Origin of the sequence: Rhodopila sp. (genome assembly GCF_965276935.1) — a bacterium.
Taxonomy (GTDB): Bacteria; Pseudomonadota; Alphaproteobacteria; order Acetobacterales; family Acetobacteraceae; genus Rhodopila.
In genome coordinates, this window is record NZ_CBDIBS010000002.1 from 559,959 (window position 1) to 573,941 (window position 13,983).

Below are 13,983 nucleotides of genomic sequence, written 5' to 3' on the forward strand. Positions count from 1 at the left end.
TTTACACAAGATGCCTATAAACTGTTCATTGATTGCGCCGATGTGGACCGCAATGCGGTGCCTACGCCTTAAGCCGCCGCCGCGCACGCGTTTGGATGGTGCGGCCCGTTTGGTTTAGGCTGCTGGCCCGACGGAATGGGGGAAACCGATGGCCAAGATCATCATTGCCGACAATCCGCTGAACGAAATCAGCATCGCCCGTGAACTGCTGCCGCCCAGCCTGGACACGGTGATCGCCCGCCATGGCAGCCCGGAGTTCAAGGACGCCCTGGCTGATGCCGTCTGCCTCGTCGGCTTCGGCGACGGCACCATGGATGACGCGTTTTATGCGTCGGCACCAAGGCTCAAGCTGATCCAGTTACTCTCCGCCGGCTACGACCGCTGCGATATCGGCGCCGCCCGCCGCGCCGGCGTGCCGATCTGCAACAACGGCGGGGCCAATTCCACCGCGGTGTCGGAGCATGCGATCCTGCTGATGCTGGCGGTCTGCCGGCGCATCGTCTGGCAGCACAGCAACGTCGCCGCCGGCCGCTGGCGCGGCAACAACGTGGACGATGTCAAGCTGTATGAGCTGAAGGGCCGCACCCTTGGCATCGTCGGCCTGGGCACCATCGGCAAGAAGACCGCTCGTCTGGCCAGGGCCTTCGGCATGACCGTGCAGTACTACGACACCGCCCGCCTGAGCGAGGCGCAGGCCGACGACCTGGATGTGCGCTTCGCGCTGTTCGAGGAGCTGCTGCGCACCTCCGACGTCGTCTCGTTGCACGTGCCACTCAGCCGGGAGACGAAGCACATGATCGGCGCGGCGCAGTTCGCGATGATGAAGCCGACCGCGTATCTGATCAACACCTGCCGCGGCCCGGTGGTCGATGAGCCAGCGATGATCGAGGCCCTGACCAGCGGCACCATCGCCGGCGCCGGCCTGGATGTGTTCGATCAGGAGCCGCCACCGCCCAACAACCCGCTGTTCGCGCTGCCGAACGTCGTGTTGACCGCGCACTTCGCCGGCCCGACGTGGGAAAACCAGTACACCCGGTTCCGCAACGCCTTCGACAACTGTCAGCGCGTCGTGCGCGGCGAGAAGCCGCTGTGGATTATTCCCGAACTGCGGGATTGAGTTTTCCATCGGCTGCCTCGCTGGCCGGACGTGTCTCCGGCATCACCAGCCATACGATGGCAAAGCCGAGGAGGCCGATGCCGGCCAGGGTCAGGAAGGCGATCGGCATGCCCGCCGTATCGGCGATGCCGCCCGACAACGTGGTGCTAATTGCCGCCCCGGTAAACAAGGCCAGGCCAAGGATACCCATGCACAGGTTGAAGTGGGCCGAACCCAGCGTCAGGTCGGCCGCCAGCAACGGCAGCATGACGCCGAAGACCGCCGCACTGATGCCGCTGACCGCCTGCCCCGCGACCAGCGGCCATGCTCCCGGCAACACCGCGAGCAGCAAGCCGCGGAGTGGCAGCGCACCCCATCCCAGCAGCAGAAGCGGGCGCCGCCCGATCCGCGCCGCCGTCCGGCCGACCCAGGGTGAGAACAAGGCCACGATGATCTGCGGCACGACAATACAGGCCGCGATGATCAGATTGGCCAGATCGCCCGCCCGCATGGTCACCGCTGCCCCCGCCAGTGGCAGCATCGCGGCGTTGGACAGATGAAACAGCAGGACGCAGATGCCGAAGATCAGCAGCCGGCGATCGGCGACAAGCCGCCTGAGGCTGGCAACATCCAGAAACCTGGTGGTGGTCTGCGCCCGCGCGAAACCGCCCGCGCTCATGGACCACAGCGCGATCAACGCCGGCACGCACAACCCAGCAGTCAGGAAGAAGACGGCTCGGCTGGACAGGTAAGCCCCTGTTGCCCCCAGCACCGCCGCAGCCATGCCGTTGCCGATGGAGGCGTAGCGGGCATTGCGGCCGAGCCGCTCACCCAGCGCGGCGTGGCCGGCCATGCGCAGACTGATCGCCGCGATCGCCGGCGTGAGCACGCAACTGGCGAAACCGTGCAGCATCTGCGCCACCAGGACGGGTAGCTGTTGCGGCATCAAGGCCAGCAGAAGTGCCGCGGCGATGATGCCGATCAGTGCGGCCGACGCCACGGCCCGCTTGTTGCGCGCGGCATCCACCAGCACGCCGGCCGGAAGCTGGCTGACCAGGGATGTCACGGTTCCCAAGGTCAACGCGAAGCCGATCTGCACCTGCGTCCACTTGTGCGTCGTCAGATAGACCGCGACGAACGGGCCAAACCCGGTCTGCACGTCGGCGACGAAGAAATTGACCAGATCAAGAGCACGATTGCTGCCGGGCCAGGACAAGGCGAGACGTCGCATAACCGGCTCAATGCGCCGGTGGCGAGGCGTCCGTTGGCGAGGCGTCCGTTGGTGTAACGACCGGCGCCGGCTTGTCGCCATTGACATATTCCGGAGCGGCCTTGATCTGATCCGGCGTCATATCCAGGGCGATCTTGTGCTTTCCATCTGCTGGATTGAAATGCATCGTGCTCCAGTGCACCGCGACCTTGCGGCTGCCGACACCCAGGAAACCACCGAAATCGATGACCGCGGCCTGTGGCCGCCCAGAGTCGTCCACCAATATGTCAACCAGACGGCCAATTTCCTTGCCCGACTGATCGACCACCGCCCGACCCAGAATGGCCTCGGCGTCCTCGGGTGCCACGGTCTGGACTGAACTCTTGGGCGGCGTGTTATCGGCGCGTGCGACGGAACACAGCGATACGGCGGCAGTCAGCACCGCAAGATAGGCACAACGTCGCATTGGCGTCCCCAAACCGTTCCGCATTTTGCAATTCGGCGCAGCAGGATTCCCAGCGAGATCAACTGGAGGAACGCGTCGGCGCAATCACATTCCGTTGAACGCTGGACTGTTCGCGCCGAAATGATGCGAGCAGGATGCCCGCCGCGATCATCGCGATACCGAGCAGGTGAAAGCGTTGCAGATTTTCGTGCAGGAAGATGACCGCCAGGATGGAACCGAACAGCGGCATCAGGTGCATTGACTGCCCGGCCGGCCCGGCGCCGATCAACTCAACCCCGCGATTGAAGAGCAGGTAAGCCACCAGCGACGGCATGACCGCGGTGTAGGCGATCCCGAGCCAGGACGTTGCTCCGCCGTGGATTGTCGCACCCGCGGCAAGCTCCATCAGCATGAAGGGCAGCATCATGCAGGACCCTATCCCCATCGCGGCGACCAAGAAGCTCAGTGGATGGACCTTCGGCCGCCGGCGCAGCATTACGCAGTAGATGCCGTAGATGGCAAGACCGCCAATGACCCACAGGTCGCCCCGGTTGAGTTGCAGATGCGCCAGGACCTGCAGCGACCCATGCGCCGCGATGGCGGCCACGCCGCACAGCGACAGCAGCACGCCGGCCGCCTGCCGCAATGACGGCACCTCCCGGAACAGCAGATAGGCCCAGACGATGATGACCAGCGGCGTCGCCGACTGCAGCAGCAGTGCGTTCAGCGCCGAGGTGCTGGTCAGCCCGATGTAGGACATCGTGTTGTAGGACGCGATCCCGGTGGCCGACAGCAGCAGCATCATTTTCCAATGCCGCAGGATCACCGGCAGGTCGCGGCGCAACAGCGGCCAGGCGAAGCCGATCGCGACCAGGAAGGCGCCGGTCCACCGCAGATAAGCCAGGGTGACCGGCGGCACCCGGCCCGCCAGTCCCCTGGCCAGCACGATGTTGCCGGCCCAAAAGAGGTTGGCCAGTGCCAGCAGGCTCCAGGCCGAGTTCCAGATCGATCGCATGAACGGCGTATACCTCAGGCATAATGGCCGGCCTCAACAGCAGTTGTTGGCGACCACGTCAAAAAGCGCGGTTGCACCGTGGCCTGCCACTTGGAAAGCCAGCCTTCCTAGCCTTTTCTGCTTTCATGCGACACATTGCCTTGACTGATGAGACGGACTGGCAGGGTTGGCGCCGAACCGCCCGCCTCCTTGTGCTGGCAGGCATCGAACCAGCCGAACTTACCTGGTCAGTTGGCGGCCGAACGGACCCCCTGCCGGATGCCGACGGCAGCTTTCAACTGCCGCGCGCCCTGGTCGAGCTTGCCTCGGTCGCCATCCAGGCGCGTCAGCCGGATCGCTTCGGCCTGCTCTACAGCCTGGTCTGGCGGGCGCATCATGGCGAAAAATTGCTGGATGATGACCAGGATCCCGATTTGTCGCTGGCGCGTCGCATGGCGCTGGCGGTGCGGGCGGATGCTCATCGGATGCGGACCCTTGTGCGGTTCATGCCGGTGCGGGACGATGCGGGCCAACGGTTCCTGGGGTGGTTCGCGCCGGCGCATTTCGTGCTGCCGGCCAATGCTCAACTGATGGCACGGCGTTTTCCTGATCAGCTCTGGTCGATCGCCACCCCCGATGGCAGCGCCCATTGGGATGGAACCAGGCTGCTGTTCGGCTCCGGCCCGCGACAGGTCGAGGATGATGCGACGCTTGTGGCCTGGTGGGATGCGCACCGGGCGCAGGTTCTGGACAGCGCAGTCGAAGGCACGTCAATCCCGATGGCCGAGGCTTTGGACGAAGCGCCGCGGCCGCCCAACCGCGCCGCGCTTGGCCCGGTTGTCGTGCGTTTCGCGCCCGATCCGGGACTGGAGGGGGCGGCGAAAGAGGCCTGGGCCTGTGAGCGTTGCTCGTTGTATGGACCGGCCACTCAGCCGGTATTCGGCGAGGGTCCGGCCGGCGCCACCGTCATGTTCCTGGGTGAGCAGCCGGGCGACCAGGAGGACACCATCGGCCGCCCGTTCGTTGGGCCCGCCGGGCAGATGATGGACCGGGCGATGGAGGAAGCTGGTATCGACCGCCGCACGGTCTACGTCACCAATGCGGTCAAGCACTTCAAGTTCACGCCGCGCGGCAAGCGGCGCATTCATCAGACTCCGGAGACGCCGGAAATCCGTGCCTGCGACTTCTGGCTGGATGTCGAGCGGGTACATGTCAAGCCGCGGCTGCTGGTCTTGATGGGGGCGACGGCGGCACGCGCCGTTCTGCGTCGGGCCGTCACGATTAGCCGCGAGCGTGGTCGCCCGATCCCCATGGAGGATGGGCAGACCGTTTTCGTGACCGTCCATCCGTCTTATCTTTTGCGCATCCCTGACGCTGCCGCCAAGGCACGCGAATATGCCGCGTTCGTCGCTGACCTGAAGACCGTGCGCGGGTTGATGGAGGCAGGTTAGCCGAGGTTTATCCGCGCTGGATCAACTCGATCGACACGTTTTGCGGCGCGGTCAGGAAGGCGATCTTGACCCCCGGCCGATTGACGGTCGGGTCCATGGTGAACGTCACGCCCTTCGCCTTCAGTTCAGCGACCGCGGCATCGATATCATCAACGGTCAGTCCAAAATGGTCCAGCCCAAGATAGGGGGAATGCGGTGCGTCCGCCGCCTTGCCTGGCTGCGCCAGCGCAATGAAGATCTTCTGGCCGCTGAGATCGAGATCAAGCCGTATACCGCCGCCGGCCTGCGGCGTTCGGATGATCTCGGCGCCCAGCTTGTCCTTGTACCATGTCGCGGTCGCCTCGGGATCGGGCGAACGCAGATGGATATGCTCCCAGGTAAACTTTGTCATCTTCCCCGCCAATCGCGTCTCGGTCAGCCGCATTAGCCCACTGTGCATGCTGTCCGGCAAGGGCAACCTTACCGCACGCCGCGGCCAAGCAGACTAAGGCCGCAGAGCGCTACCGCCAGCACGAGCGCGGATGACGGTTCGGGAACGGGACTGGCTCTCGGCAGGAATGGCGACGAAACCGCCAATGCTGTCGGCGGCAGATCATTGATCGCGGCAGACACCAGGTATGGCACGGGCAAGGCGGCATCCAACACGGCGATTTCGTCAGTCTTCGACTGCTCGACGGGGATCGTGGCGCGCGTGCTGGCCGGCAGCCTCGCGACTGGGCTGGTGTGTATTAGATCATCCAATCCTATCATGTGTGCCGAACCGTCCATGGCCGAAAGATCCGATAAAAGGCCGTCGGACGGACGCATATCCACGGCGATCGCCGGAGGAGAAGTCGTCGTCATCGGCCGGTTCGGCGTCGGCGCCGGCGTTAGCGCCAGCAATCCGGCGGCGACCGCATGCGGCGCCGTGTGACATGCGGTTCGCACCCATATCCGCGGATGAGTGGCCAAAGCGTGGTTGACGTGCCGGATAGCGCGAGCAGCAGCGAAAACCGCGCGGCGTGAGGCATGTAAGACCCACCCCTTTCAGGGTGGTCATTTCATTCCCAGCCTTGGTGGATGAGCGGTGCATCGGACGGGACTGGGTTGGTATGGTCTGTTGTTCTGGATCGGTTTGAGCGGCGCGCGCCAGCAAGTGTGATGGCGCGGCTTGCGCTGGAGCACGCGATGCCGGCGGGCTGGGTGGACGAGGTCTTCGAGGCCGATCGTCAGAAGCCGTATGCGCGGGAGCTGCTGTTCTCCACCGTGGTTGAACTGATGACGCTTGTGTGCCTTGGCCTGCGCCCTTCGCTGCACGCTGCGGCGCGGCAGATGGCGGCGCTGCCGGTGTCGCTGGCCGCCTTGTATGACAAGGTGAACCACACGGAGCCCGGCGTCCTGCGTGCGCTGATACGCGGGAGTGCGGAGCGGCTGGCGCCGTTGATGGCGGCGGTGGGCCATGGCGGCCCTGCCGGTTTGCCCGGCTGGCGGCTGCGTGTGCTGGACGGCAACCACCTGCCCGCAAGCGAGCAACGGCTGGCCCCGTTGCGAGGCCACCGCGGCGCGGCCCTGCCGGGGCAGTCGCTGGTGGTGTATGACCCGGACATGGGCCTGGCTGTGGACTTGGTGGCCTGCGAGGATGCGCACGCGAGTGAGCGCGCTGCGGTGGCACCGCTGCTGGAGGGCGCAGGTCCGGGTGAGCTGTGGATTGCCGACCGCCACTTCTGCACCGGGGCGATCCTGGGCGGCTGGCAGGAGACAGGCGCCAGCTTCATCGTGCGCGAGCACGGCCGCCATCCCTGTTTGGTCCGGCAGGGTGGATGGCAAGGCTGTGGCCGCACCGAAACAGGTGAGGTGCGCGAGCAGGAGATCGCGGTGGCCGGCTCGCAAGCACTGTGGCGCCGCATCGAGCTTGCGCTGGATCAGCCCACCGAGGATGGCGACGCCACCATCCGGATATGGAGCAACCTGCCCGCAGCGGTGGGCGCCGGGCGGATTGCCGAGCTGTATCGCACGCGCTGGCAGATCGAAGGCATGTTCGGGCGGCGGGAAAGCGTGTTGCACAGCGAGATCGCAAGCCTCGGCCACCCTCGCGCGGCGCTGCTCGGGTTTGCGGTTTCGGTGCTGGCCTACAACGTCCTTGCCCTGCTGGGCCGTTGCGTGGAGCAGGCGCACCGGCAACACGAGCCGCCGCCCGAGGTGTCCACCTTCCCACCTGGCCCAGCAGGTCAGGGGCAGCTACGAAGGTCAGGGGCAGCTGCGAAGGTCAGGGGCAGCTACGAAGGCCTGCTCATCGCCGTGCCACCTGAGCACTGGCCGCCCGGGCACGGCGCCGATCCCGAACGCCTGGCCCAACGGCTGCTTGCCCTCGCCCGTCACATCAACCCGCGGCAGGTCGCCACCAGCAAGCGCGGCCCCAACACCCTCAAACCAAAGGGCTGCGTCGATGGCAAAACCGCACGCGCCCACGTCGCAACCGCACGCGTCCTTGCATATGCGAAAACAAGACCCTGAAAGGGGTGGACGTAAGGAGGCCAGGGCTCTGCCCTGGACCCGCAAAGGGGCGGATGCCCCTTTGATCCCCGTCCAGGGGTTTGGGGGAAAGGGGGCAACCGAGGCGTTGATAACCTCGAGTAGCCCCCTCTCCCCCAAACCCTTAAATGGGTTCCAAGGGCGTTCCGCCCTTGGCGGGGTCCCAAGGGGAGGTGGCGGGCGGAGCCCTCGCCTTGCATGACAAGCGGCGCCGTCGTTCAATCCGCCCAAGAGCAACAGGGGACACGACCATGGCAGCCATTCACGCGCGCCTCGCCCATGTGGGCATCTACGCGCACGACAAGCCGGTTCTGGAGCACTTCTACACCACGGTGCTGGGCTTGGTGGTCACCGACAGCGGCACCGCACGCAGCGGGGCGGAACTTACCTTCCTCAGCGGCAGTCCGGGCAACCACCACCAGTTGGTGCTGGCTGCCGGCCGCCCGGATACATCCGGCTTCAACCCGATCAACCAGATATCCTTCATGCTTGACAGCCTGGCGGATTTGCGCGTTGTGCATCGGCGGGCGCTGGACAACGGCGCCTCTGACATGCGGGTGATCAGCCACGGCAATGCCTGGTCGTGCTACTTCAAGGACCCGGAAGGCAACGTGGTGGAGGCGTATCTCGACACGCCGTTTCATGTGCCTCAGCCGCATGGGATGCCGCTGGACCTGACCAAGACGGATGCCGAAATCCTGCGGGAGACCGAGGCTGCCTGCCGTTCGGACCCTGGCTTCATGATGATCGGGGAGTTCCAGAGGGCCTTGGCGGATCGGCTGACGAGCTAAGGCTTCACGGACTGGAAACGTCTTTGGCTGCGCTCGCTCATGCGCAGCCCTGGCCGTGTCCACACCGCTACCCTCAACACGCTCGGCCGAATTGTCGAAGCGCACAGCGCGCGTTCGCCCTATCCCGAACCGGCTGACCGACTCGCCGTGCTGAAAAATTACCCGGCTTGCGCACCGTCTGAACCCGGTAACCGGTCCGCTGCGCACGTCGCGATCACGGCTCACGTCCTCGTCGACAGCCGAGCGCGATGAGCAACCAAAATCCGGCCCCATTGACGCCATCACCGTGTCCCTATGCACTGAACCGTCTCGCAAAAGGGAAAACGATATGCTGAAGACCACCCGCCGCACCTTCTCCCGGCTGGGGCTTGCCGCACCGGCGCTGGCACTGCTGCCGCGCCTGGGGCGTGCCGCCGACGCGCCGGTGCGAATCGGCGTGCTGTATCCGTTGACCGGCGGCGCGGCATCGGCGGGGGTCGCGGCCAAGCAGGCGGTGGAAGTCGCCGTCGAGATCATCAACACCGCGCATCCCGACCTGCCGAACCTGCCGCTGGCGGCGACCGCTGGGCTGCCCGGCCTGGGCGGCCGCAAGGTCGAGGCCGTCTTCGCCGATCACCAGGGCAACCCGGCGATCGCGCAGAGCACCGCGTTGCGCCTGATCACGCAGGACAAGGTCGTCGCACTGGCCGGCGGCTACCAGTCAAGCTGCGCTTTGACCGCCAGCGCGGTCGCGGAACGCTATGGCATCCCCTACATGGCCAGCGAGTCGTCCGCGCCATCATTGACCGAACGGGGGTTCAGATGGCTGTTCCGCCCGACGCCGATCGGCACGGATTTCGGCATCGCCTATGCCAACTTCCTGGCCGAGCGCAAGGCCGCCGGGTTCAAGATCGACAAGGTCGCCGTGGTGAACGAGAACACCGAGTACGGCACCTCCACCGCCACTGCGATCATTCCGGCGATGACCGCCAAAGGGCTGACGGTGGAGCCGCGGATCGCCTACAACGCCAATTCCAGCGATGTCAGCGCACAGGTGCTGCAGTTGAAAAGCGCCAATCCGGACGTGGTGATCTTCGTCAGCTATACGTCGGATGCCATCCTGTTCACCAAGACGATGCACACGCTGAACTGGAAGCCGCCGATCGTGATCGGCGACGACTCCGGGTTCTCCGACACCGCGTTCATCGTCGCGGCCGGCGACCTCGCGCAAGGCGTCATCAACCGCAGCTCATTTGACCCCGGCAAGCCGGGATCGACGTCTTTCGTCGTCAACGCGCTTTACCAGAAGCTTGCGGGCCATGCGCTGGACGATACCTCGGCGCGGGCGATGCAAGGCTTCCTGGCGCTGATGGACGCGATCAACCAGGCCGGCTCAACCGAGCCGGCGAAGATCCAGGCGGCGCTGCGGGCGCAGGACCTGAAGCCGGATCAGCTCATGATCGGCTACGACGGCATCAAATACGACGCCAAGGGTCAGAACACGCTGGCCTCGACCTTGCTGGTGCAACTGGAAGGCAAGGCATATGTCGCCGTCTGGCCGGCGCGTTCGGCGGTGCAACCGTTGGTGCTACCGTTCAAGGGATGGACATAGACGATGCACACCGACCTGTTCGAGATTATCCGCAGTACACGCTCAATGCGCCGGCTGAAGCCGGACCCGGTGCCGCCGGCGCTGCTCCGTCAGGTGCTGGAGGCCGGCACCGCGGCAGCCAACGGCGGCAACATGCAGACCTGGCGGTTCCTGGTGGTGCGCGATCCGGCGATCAAGGCGGAGGTCGCCCAGTGGTATCGGCGTGGCTGGCACGAGATCGTCGGTCCCCGATATCGCGAAGGCGCGCCGCCGCCTGGATCGTCGCTCGACAGGTTCGAGCGGCTGCTGGCCGCGGCGGAACACCTGGCGGACCATCTGCATGAGGCGCCGGCATGGATCGTGCCGTGCCTGATGGGCGGCGCGCACACCAGGACATCCGGGGCATCGATCTATCCGGCGGTGCAGAACATGCTGCTGGCGGCGCGGGCTCTTGGGCTGGGGGCGACGCTGACCACGCTGTATCTGCTGTTCGAGCAGCAGGCCGAGGCGGCGCTGGGTCTGCCGGAAGGCGCGCATTCGTACGCCATCCTGCCGATCGGCTATCCATCGGGGAACTTCGGGCCGGTGGGACGCACGGCGCTGGAGGATGTGGTGTTCATGGACAAGTGGGGCGAGCGGTGGACGGAGGCATAAGCATCAGACGCGCGAACTCGGCTTGTAGAACGGTTCATGACGCTCCGGATTGATATAATCGGCATAGAACGCCTTCACGTGCGGCAGCAGCGCCTTTGACAAGCCGCGCCGGTCGACCTCGTCCTGCGTCAGCGCCCTCTGGAGTTCGTCGTGCAGGGACGTCAGTGCGGCGTCACGATCAACCCGGGTAAACCGGCCGTCGACATAGATGACCTCGCCGTCGCAGATCACGCCGCGCACACCGCCGGTCTTGGCACGCAGCAGCACCGCGTCCAGCAGCGGCATGTCCTGATCCAGATACGGATAGCTGATCTGCCGCCAGTCCAGCAGCACCATGTCGGCCGCCTTGCCCACCGCCAGCGTGCCGATCCTTTCGCCGAACGCGGTGGTTTTCGCGCCGCCCGAGGTCGCCATGCGGAACACCTGTGCCGCGGTCGGCACGCTGTCGTCCAGGCCGGGGATGCGATGCGCCCGCAGCACCATGCGCATCTCCTGCAGCATGTCGCGGTCGTCGTTGATGCCGGCTTCGTCGAGGCCGATCGCGGTGTTGACGCCTAGCACCTCCAGTCGGTTCAGCGCCGCCACGCCGGAGCGCAGGCGAAAGTTGGAGGAGCAGTTGTGGCAGACGCAGGTGCCGGTTTCGGCCACCCGGTCGATGTCCGCCTCGGTCAGCCAGACGCCGTGGCCCAGCGTCATCCGCGGGCCGAGAAGACCAAACCGATCAATGTATTCCACGGCGCTACAGCCGCCGCGGCGGTGGGCATATTCCTTCTGATAGGCGGTTTCCAGCAGATGCATGTGCAGCGGCACCTCGTACGTGCGCGACAGGTCGGACAGCCGCGTCAGGGCCGCGTCCGAGCACCAGTGCAGGTTCGCCGGTGCGAGCTGGATCTTCGCTCTGCGGCTAGTCTGGTGCCTGCCATACAGATCCTCGAACAGCGCGATGTGATCGTCCAGCGACAGCTCGAACCGGTCGTACCAGCGCTGCATGGCCGGCCGCAGATCGGGCGGCAGGCTGGCGGTGAAATCCTCGTCGCGCTGATAGACCAGCCGATTCTGGTCGCGCACCGCGAAACAGTAGGAGACCCGCATGCCGATGTCGTGGTAGGCCCGGACCACGTCGTCGCTGCTGGCTGCTACCTGCGACAGCTTGCCCGGCACCCAGCCATGGATGTGCTGCACCGTGGTAATGCCCGAAGCGATCATCTCGAACGCGGAATACAACGTGTCCAGGTACAGGTTCAGGTTGCGCGACACCATGCGGGTGACGAACCAGAGCTCCAGCGGCATGTCGCAGGAGCCGAGCTGCACCGGCGTCAGTCCGACATGGTGGTGGCCGTTGATGAAACCAGGCAGCAGGATGTCCTGATCGCTGCCGATGACCGGCACATCGGGATGCGCCGCCGAGAGTTCCATGAACCCGCCGATCGCGGTGATGATGCCGTCTTCCTGCAGCACCGCGCCGCTGCGGATTTCATTCCAGGTGTGACGGTCGATGACGTGGGTGATGACCGAACGGCCGCGGATCAGCGATCTGGACAAGAACCGTCTCCTTTAGACCATGATCGTTTAAGATCGCGTCATCCTCACCTGGATAATTGCAGCGGATGATCAATAGTTTTGCTCAAGGCCACAACCGGGAAAAATCGGTTATCGTTATGCGATAACGTGGCAGCACGTTGATTTGAACCGCAGATCCCGAAGGTTTATGACACGCCCCCTCTGGCTGTTGAGCTATATATCCTTAATCGAAAGGTTCCGAAGGATGACATACGTGGGTGCCGGTGATGACCATAATGCCGCGGGTTGCTAGACCGTGGCACCATCCTCCGTAGCAGGTTCGCCGGCGCCAAGTCGACTGCGTATGCTCAAGCCTGTAATACCCCTGGCGTTACGGAGCAAAGCCAGATCGACCAGCGCGATATTTTGGGTGGCGGTGTTTGCCATCTTCTTGCAATTCGTTCTGACTGGCAACCTGCTCGCGACGTTCGGCATCGACGTCAACATCCGCGTCCATCCGGCGTCAATGATCGTCCTGTTGTGTGCGATCTACGCCATGCTCAGTGGCGTGGTGCCATTTCATCAACGCTGCCGCGACGCGCCGGGTTTGATGCTGTTCGTGTTCGGCATTCCGATGCTTGCCATGTACGCGGCCTTCTTTAACGGGTTTAGTGGAACCGCGTTCTACTTCGATAGTTTCTGGTCCCCGGCGCTGCTGGCTCTGTTGCTCGAACCGGCCACGGACAAACAAAAGCGTTTGCTGGCAAAGATCTTGATGACCTTCATTCTGGCCAATTGCCTGGTCGGACTGATCGAGAGCGTGACGGAGCACAACTGGTTCCCGTTCCTTCCATCCGATCCCAAACTGGCGGCAATGGCGATTAAGGCGGAGGGCGATTTTCGTGCGAACGCATTCTATAGCCACCCATTGACCGCCTCATTGATCACGGCAATGGGCGTATTCCTGCTTTACAGCATGCGTATACGGTTCATAGGTTCCGCCCTGATACTCGGCGTTCTGCTTGTTGGCCTGCTTGAATTTGGCGGTCGCGCCGCGCTCGGCGTCACACTGATCGTCTCGGCACTGGCAGCATTCTACGTGCTGATGACGGGCATACTCCGGCGCAATCTGAAGCTGGATTTTGTGCTCGCGATCGTATCCGCCGCCATCATCTTGCCGATTTTGATAACCGTCATCGTCACCCAGACGACCATTGCCGATCGCATCATCGACAGTCTGTTTCACGACGATGCCGGCAGCGCCAGCGTGCGGACACAGCAGTGGGTGGTGTTGAATTTCCTGACCCTGAAAAACTGGCTGTTTGGGGTTCCCATGGTCGAACTCGAACATCTGAGATACCAGATCGGTCTGTCTGACGTCGAAGATATCGAAAATTTCTGGCTGCTGATATTCCTCGACCTTGGTCTTATTGGCTTTGGTGCTTTCGTCTGTTTGTTCGGCGGGTTCCTTGTTCACGTCACGCGCTTTGCCGGTGGCATGAACGCATGGCTGCTGATGTTCTCGGCGCTGGTGATCGACTCCAGTTCAAATTCGTTGGGACAGAAAAGCAATGACCTGTTCATCGAAGTGGCGGCATTGATCGCCATGGCGGGATACAAGAATTACGTGCGTGAGCCGCGCGTGCGGCGCTTCCGGCACAGGCTCGAGATAAGACGTCTGCATGATGGCTTAGCCCAATCACCGCCTATACACGGCCGGGGCGACGATCTTCGTGGGCTTCGCTCATAGTTCAGGTTTGC

The 13,983-nt window shown here is 64.2% G+C and carries 13 protein-coding genes; 7 read left to right on the top strand and 6 right to left on the bottom strand.

Annotated features, from left to right (window positions below; genetic code table 11):
• Positions 1 to 148 precede the first annotated feature (148 nt).
• Positions 149 to 1,117 (top strand): 2-hydroxyacid dehydrogenase, encoded by a 969-nt coding sequence (locus ACQY4S_RS05615; protein WP_428484205.1) that lies wholly within the window; start codon positions 149 to 151, stop codon positions 1,115 to 1,117.
• On the opposite strand, the gene ACQY4S_RS05620 is transcribed toward ACQY4S_RS05615, so the two are convergent.
• Genes ACQY4S_RS05620 through ACQY4S_RS05630 form a run of 3 tightly spaced genes read right to left on the bottom strand, consistent with a single transcriptional unit; the run spans position 1,095 to position 3,766 of the window.
• Entirely contained in the window at positions 1,095 to 2,327 is a 1,233-nt protein-coding gene (locus ACQY4S_RS05620) for an MFS transporter (protein ID WP_428484206.1), read from the bottom strand. The genes ACQY4S_RS05615 and ACQY4S_RS05620 overlap by 23 nt on opposite strands.
• 7 nt (positions 2,328 to 2,334) lie before the next feature.
• Positions 2,335 to 2,772 (bottom strand): PRC-barrel domain-containing protein, encoded by a 438-nt coding sequence (locus tag ACQY4S_RS05625; RefSeq protein ID WP_428484207.1) that lies wholly within the window; start codon positions 2,770 to 2,772, stop codon positions 2,335 to 2,337.
• Between the two features lie 58 nt (positions 2,773 to 2,830).
• Positions 2,831 to 3,766: a DMT family transporter gene (locus tag ACQY4S_RS05630; protein ID WP_428484208.1), complete on the bottom strand. Its 936-nt coding sequence runs from the start codon at positions 3,764 to 3,766 to the stop codon at positions 2,831 to 2,833.
• A 140-nt stretch (positions 3,767 to 3,906) separates the two neighbouring features.
• On the opposite strand from ACQY4S_RS05630, the gene ACQY4S_RS05635 reads away from it, so the two are divergent.
• The gene (locus ACQY4S_RS05635; protein ID WP_428484209.1) at positions 3,907 to 5,196 is read left to right on the top strand and encodes a UdgX family uracil-DNA binding protein; all 1,290 of its coding nucleotides are present in this window, start codon (positions 3,907 to 3,909) and stop codon (positions 5,194 to 5,196) included.
• A 7-nt stretch (positions 5,197 to 5,203) separates the two neighbouring features.
• On the opposite strand, the gene ACQY4S_RS05640 is transcribed toward ACQY4S_RS05635, so the two are convergent.
• Together ACQY4S_RS05640 and ACQY4S_RS05645 are read right to left on the bottom strand one after the other, a co-directional pair.
• Complete coding sequence (locus ACQY4S_RS05640; RefSeq protein WP_428484210.1) at positions 5,204 to 5,587, bottom strand: VOC family protein; 384 nt, start codon at positions 5,585 to 5,587, stop codon at positions 5,204 to 5,206.
• 68 nt (positions 5,588 to 5,655) lie between these two features.
• Positions 5,656 to 5,937, bottom strand: a complete 282-nt coding sequence (locus ACQY4S_RS05645; RefSeq protein ID WP_428484211.1) for a hypothetical protein — start codon at positions 5,935 to 5,937, stop codon at positions 5,656 to 5,658.
• Positions 5,938 to 6,336: 399 nt separating this feature from the next.
• Here ACQY4S_RS05645 and ACQY4S_RS05650 point away from each other — a divergent pair, with 399 nt between their 5' ends.
• From ACQY4S_RS05650 to ACQY4S_RS05665, 4 genes are all read left to right on the top strand, one after another.
• Positions 6,337 to 7,689: a transposase gene (locus ACQY4S_RS05650; protein ID WP_428484212.1), complete on the top strand. Its 1,353-nt coding sequence runs from the start codon at positions 6,337 to 6,339 to the stop codon at positions 7,687 to 7,689.
• A gap of 269 nt (positions 7,690 to 7,958) precedes the next feature.
• Positions 7,959 to 8,498, top strand: a complete 540-nt coding sequence (locus tag ACQY4S_RS05655; protein ID WP_428484213.1) for a VOC family protein — start codon at positions 7,959 to 7,961, stop codon at positions 8,496 to 8,498.
• A gap of 328 nt (positions 8,499 to 8,826) precedes the next feature.
• Entirely contained in the window at positions 8,827 to 10,089 is a 1,263-nt protein-coding gene (locus ACQY4S_RS05660; protein WP_428484214.1) for an ABC transporter substrate-binding protein, read from the top strand.
• A 3-nt stretch (positions 10,090 to 10,092) separates the two neighbouring features.
• Entirely contained in the window at positions 10,093 to 10,722 is a 630-nt protein-coding gene (locus ACQY4S_RS05665) for a nitroreductase family protein (RefSeq protein ID WP_428484215.1), read from the top strand.
• A gap of 3 nt (positions 10,723 to 10,725) precedes the next feature.
• Here the strand turns inward: ACQY4S_RS05665 and ACQY4S_RS05670 are convergent, their stop codons facing one another.
• Positions 10,726 to 12,264, bottom strand: coding sequence for an amidohydrolase family protein (locus ACQY4S_RS05670; RefSeq protein WP_428484216.1), 1,539 nt, complete (start codon positions 12,262 to 12,264; stop codon positions 10,726 to 10,728).
• Positions 12,265 to 12,652: 388 nt separating this feature from the next.
• Here ACQY4S_RS05670 and ACQY4S_RS05675 point away from each other — a divergent pair, with 388 nt between their 5' ends.
• Positions 12,653 to 13,972, top strand: a complete 1,320-nt coding sequence (locus tag ACQY4S_RS05675; RefSeq protein ID WP_428484217.1) for a VpsF family polysaccharide biosynthesis protein — start codon at positions 12,653 to 12,655, stop codon at positions 13,970 to 13,972.
• The last annotated feature ends 11 nt before the right edge of the window (positions 13,973 to 13,983 follow it).